At 70.1% G+C, this 4,733-nt stretch carries 4 protein-coding genes; all 4 read left to right on the top strand.

The annotated features are described in order from the left end of the window. Nucleotides 1-586, top strand: a 586-nt coding sequence (locus GT354_RS09890; RefSeq protein WP_161355897.1) for an NAD(P)-dependent oxidoreductase, incomplete at its 5' end; no start/stop codon positions are given. A gap of 369 nt (nucleotides 587-955) precedes the next feature. Further along, complete coding sequence (locus GT354_RS09885) at nucleotides 956-2,296, top strand: radical SAM protein (RefSeq protein WP_237534567.1); 1,341 nt, start codon at nucleotides 956-958, stop codon at nucleotides 2,294-2,296. Continuing rightward, nucleotides 2,293-3,309: an aminotransferase class I/II-fold pyridoxal phosphate-dependent enzyme gene (locus GT354_RS09880; RefSeq protein ID WP_161355895.1), complete on the top strand. Its 1,017-nt coding sequence runs from the start codon at nucleotides 2,293-2,295 to the stop codon at nucleotides 3,307-3,309. Before GT354_RS09885 ends, GT354_RS09880 begins: the two co-directional genes overlap by 4 nt. 594 nt (nucleotides 3,310-3,903) lie before the next feature. After that, on the top strand, nucleotides 3,904-4,680 hold the full coding sequence (locus tag GT354_RS09875) for a DUF4232 domain-containing protein (protein WP_161355894.1): 777 nt from the start codon (nucleotides 3,904-3,906) through the stop codon (nucleotides 4,678-4,680). Nucleotides 4,681-4,733: the final 53 nt, after the last annotated feature.

Below are 4,733 nucleotides of genomic sequence, written 5' to 3'. Positions count from 1 at the left end.
CGCCTACGCCTACGAACCGGGCCCCGACAACGCCGACGAGGACACCCCGTGGTGGGCGGCGCCGCCCGCTCGATTCGCGCCGCACCTCGTCGCACTGCGCGACTTGGAGCAGCGCACCGCCGAAGTCGGCGGGGTCGTACTGCGGTTCGGGCACCTGTACGGCCCCGGGTCGATCTACGCGGCCGACGGTTCGTTCGTCCGCCAAGTCCGGGCGGGCCGGACGCCGCTGATCGGAGGGGGAACGGCGACCTACTCGTTCACCCACGCGCACGACGCGGCGACGGCGGTGGTCGCGGCCCTGGACAAGGACGCGTCCGGTGCGCTGAACGTGGTCGACGACGAGCCGGCGCCCATGCACGTATGGCTGCCCGTGCTTGCCGAGATCCTCGGTGCCCGGAAGCCGCGTCGAATCCCGGCGGCGCTGGCCCGTCCGGTGATCGGCGACATAGGTGTCGCGTGGACGACCCGGCTGCGCGGCGCCGACAACTCCCGCGCGAAGACGGCGCTCGACTGGCGCCCGTGGCACGCCTCCTGGCGGGCGGGGTTCGCCGCGGAATTGCAGGCCCCGGCGGTTGCCTGGGGCTGACGGGCGGCTCGGACGGACGGCTCGGGTGGGCAACTCGGACTTGGCCGCCCGGATTGGTAGCCCGGACGGGCAGTTCGGACAGGCCGCCCGGACACGCTGCTGTCCGGAAGACAGGGAGCACAGCACCCCACCCGGTCGTCCGTCGGTCCTCACTTCGGCAGACAGGATCGTTCGCGGCGCCGCCGTCCGGTGATACGGAATAGCGCGACGGCGCGCTGCTACACGGGCCGAGACGGGCCGAGACGCCGTTCCCGGACCGCCGCGACAGGGCGGGGCGTGTCGATGACGGCGGATCGGATCGGGGCAGCGCGTTCGCCTCCCAGCAGTTCCGCCCATGTCGGCCGAGGCCCGCTCATGCATGATGACGGGATGAACCAGAGCGACCAGCGCTTCCACATCATCGTGCTGTCGAACTTCGCGAAGGGCTTCGACAAGTACGCGTTCGCCTACGGTAAGGCGGGGATTCCGGAGAGTACCTATCCCGACCGGTTTCACCTGCTGACTCGTGCGGAGTTGGCGATCGGCATCGGCAAGGCGCGACGCCTGCTGGATCGTCTGGCCATTCCGGGCGATCGGCTGCTCGTGCTGGAAACCACGGTGGACCCCGACAAGTTGGTGCCCAGCGTGTCGACCGGCCTCGGCACGGAATTGCACGAGGCTCGCATCCGGTTGTCGGCGATCCACGAACTCGACCAAGTCGGCGACGAGTTCACTCTGCGCCCGACAACCGTCGAGGATGCGATGGCGGCCTCCCTGCACCTGCAGGGATCGGCACAGCGTCGCTACGCCGACACGCGACCGCGCTCGGTGTCGCTTCTTCCGGTCGCCTCCGCCTGCCAGGCCCGGTGCTCGTTCTGCTTCTCCTCGGCTTCGATCTCCAGCGACCAAGCGCCGGCACGGGTCCCGTGGGACGCGGTCGCCCACTGGCTGGAGCGTGCCCGTGCGGCGGGTGCCGAGCGGGCAGTGATCACCGGCGGAGGGGAGCCCACGCTCATACCGTTCGAACAGCAGCTGCGACTGGTGTCCGCCTGCTCGGCGGTTTTTCCGAAGGTCGTCCTGATCACCAACGCGCACACCCTGGCCAAGGGCACGCATGCCGATCGGGCCGGCCGCCTCGCGGACCTGAGCACCGCAGGCCTGAGCGTGCTGGCAGTGTCCCGGCACCACCACGACGACACCGTCAGCGAGCGGTTGATGATGCTGCGCACGCCGGTGAGCTCGGTAATCGACACCTGGCGCGAGGGACGTGACCGGCGGCCCGGGCTGCGGATGAGACTGATCTGCGTGCTCCAGCGCGGCGGTGTCGCCGACGCGGCCGGAGTCGCCGACTACCTTTCGTGGGCCGCGGCTCTCGGTGTCGAGGAAGTGTGCTTCAAAGAGCTCTACGTATCCACCAGCACCGAGTCGCTCTACTTCGACCGCGCCGCCAACGTCTGGAGCCGAGAGCACCAGGTTTCGCTGTCCGTCGTCACCCGGTTCGCCGAGCAGCACGGCCTCGAACCGGCGAGCCGCCTGCCCTGGGGCGCGCCGGTCTACCACGGCAGCTGGGACGGGCGGCCGATGCGGATCGCCGCCTACACCGAACCCAGCCTGCTGTGGGAGCGCACCAACGGGATCGCACGCAGCTGGAACGTCATGGCCGACGGACGCTGCTACGCCTCCCTGGAAGACCGGGCCAGTGAAATCGTGCCGGAAGGCGCAACGGCATGAGGTTCGACGAGTTCCAGGAATTCCGGCAGCGGCAACTCGGTGCCTCCTCGTCGCTTCTGGACGCAGCCGAGACCAATGTGTACCGGGCACTTGCTCCGATGCGACCGGGCCCGCCGAGCGACACGAGTACGGTGCACCGGTGCGATCTCGCGCGTGCCTGGCTGCGGCGCTTCGAGCTGCCGGAGGAGTGGTCCGGCCATGCCATGATCTGTCGAGGGGTCCGTCACGGGCTCGGCGTGGTGTTCCGCCGGCTGCGCGCCGTGCAAGCGCGGCTGTGGTTGCCCAGCGACGTGTACCCGGTCTACCACGAGCTGGCCCGCGCTGCGGGCCTGGCGCCCGCGTCCTATCCGACGCTGCCGGCGCCGGACCTGCCGAGCTCGCCGGCGGACCACCGGCCCGAATACCTGCTGCTCGCCAATCCCAGCAAGCCGCTCGGCCGATACCTGTCCGATGCCGAGTGCGCCGAGGTGATCTCGTGGTTGCGGGTATCACCGCGCCGCCGCCTGCTGATCGACAGCGTCTACGACCTGGGGGCCCCGTTCGCTGCCGGCACACGGCGATTGCTGGACACCGGTTGTGCGGTCCTGCTGCATTCGGTCACCAAGGGATGGCTGTGGCCGCGCACCTTCGGCGTGGCCCTGCTGGGCCCGGCGCAAGCCGAGTTGGCCGAAGCGTTCCGGGCGGATCCGCCGACGTCGGCACAACTGAGGCTCGCCGACCGTCTGTTGACCGAGCACAGCGACGTGCCCCGGCAGGTCGTCGACGAACTGGCCGCACGGGCCGAGCGGTTGTTCGACCGGTTGCCGGAGGAAGTACTCAAGGCGATTCCCCCGGCGAGCCGGACTTGTCCCGGCAACTACTTCTTCCCGGTTGAGATCCCAGTGGAGACGCTCCGGCGCGAGTGGGGCGTGTTCGCCGTGCCGGTCGGTGTGTTCGGGGAGAGCAGTTGGTCCGGCTCGGTTCTGACCAGCCTTGCCGACGCCTTCGGCCCGGCACCGGCGGCGGCACGATGAAACCGGCGTAGGACCGAGCCGTATACGCCGATGCGGACGTCTCCGGTCGAGGATTCGCCGCGCGGACCCACGACATCCTGTCCGTTCGACGCAACAAGCCGAAACAGCGAGTCGTTTGGCATCCGCAGACGGTAACAGCCGTGATATGGGCCGGTTTTGGGTCGCGAGCAACTCGGGATGCCGAGGTTGTCGACGGTGTTGCACTGCCGGTATGTCCGGGGATCCGTGTCCCGCCCGGCCATCGTCGGGCCGACAGTCGAGCGGGACAGGGATGGCGGGGCGGCGTGTTGCCCAGCCGTGGATGGGGACGGCGGTGGGGTTGCCGGCGGGCGGGGCTGTTGTTGTAACGCTGTCGTTCGGGGCGACCTGTGGTGGCTGTGACCAGGGAAGACGCGGTGTTGTCGGGGTGTTGGGCGCGGCGGGAGGGGGTGGTTCTCGTTCCTTCTCGTGACCATGTCACCGGTCTGCGACAGCGGTGTCGTGGTGCGACGACTCGGGTGTCGCCCGGGCCGGCGGCCTGGCCATAGTGGTTGAGCAGACACCGAGGGGCCGAGAGGGTTTCGGTCCCAACCACCGGATACCAAGGAGTCGTTCATGTTCCGCAACCGTCGCACCGCCCTCCTCGTCTCCACGGCCGTCCTCGGCGGCGCGATGTTGACGACGGCGTGCCAGGGCACGGACTCGAACTCGAACTCGGGGGCCGCGCAGGGTTCTTCGCCGGTCGCCCCGCCGGCCGCCCCGCCCGGGGCGTCGACCACCGGCGGCAACGGAGGCGGCAACGCGACAGGCAACGCGGGAGGCAGCGGAGGCGGTAGCGGGATCGAACCCGCCGGGAAGGTCTCCTCGGGGAAGGGCTCGGCCGGCAAGGACTCCGCCGGCAAGGATTCCGCGGGGAAGAGCTCCGGCGGACAGGGCACGACCTCCGGAGGCGGGGGCGCCGGCGACAACGGCTCGATCGGCAAGTGCCGCACCGACGACCTCAGGACCACCGCGCAGGACGCCACCATCGGCGGGGACAACGAACTCACCGTCGCGGTGACGTTCAAGAACATCGGCCACAACTGCACGATGTCCGGATTCGCGGGCGTCGACCTCCAGACCGCCAAGGGGCCCCTGTCGGCGAAGCGCGTCGGCGCCCCGGCCGACCCGTTCGTCCTCAAGAGCGACACGTCGGTGTCCTTCGGCGTCACCTATCCCAGCGGCGCCACCGGCGACTACGGCGTCGACGTCACGGGCCTGCAGGTCACCCCGCCCGGAGAGACCAAGACCATCACCCTGCGCTGGCCCGGCACCCCCACCGTGCCGGTCATCGACGGCGCCGGCTCCCCGATCAACGTCGGCCCGATCGGCAGCGCCGGCCAAGGCGGCTGACCCACACGAACCGACAGACCGACGGCTGCACGGCTGCACGGCTGCACGGCTGC

The organism is Streptomyces sp. SID3343 (assembly GCF_009865215.1).
Lineage (GTDB): Bacteria > Actinomycetota > Actinomycetes > Streptomycetales > Streptomycetaceae > Embleya.
This window is presented reverse-complemented; position numbering and strand designations above follow the sequence as displayed.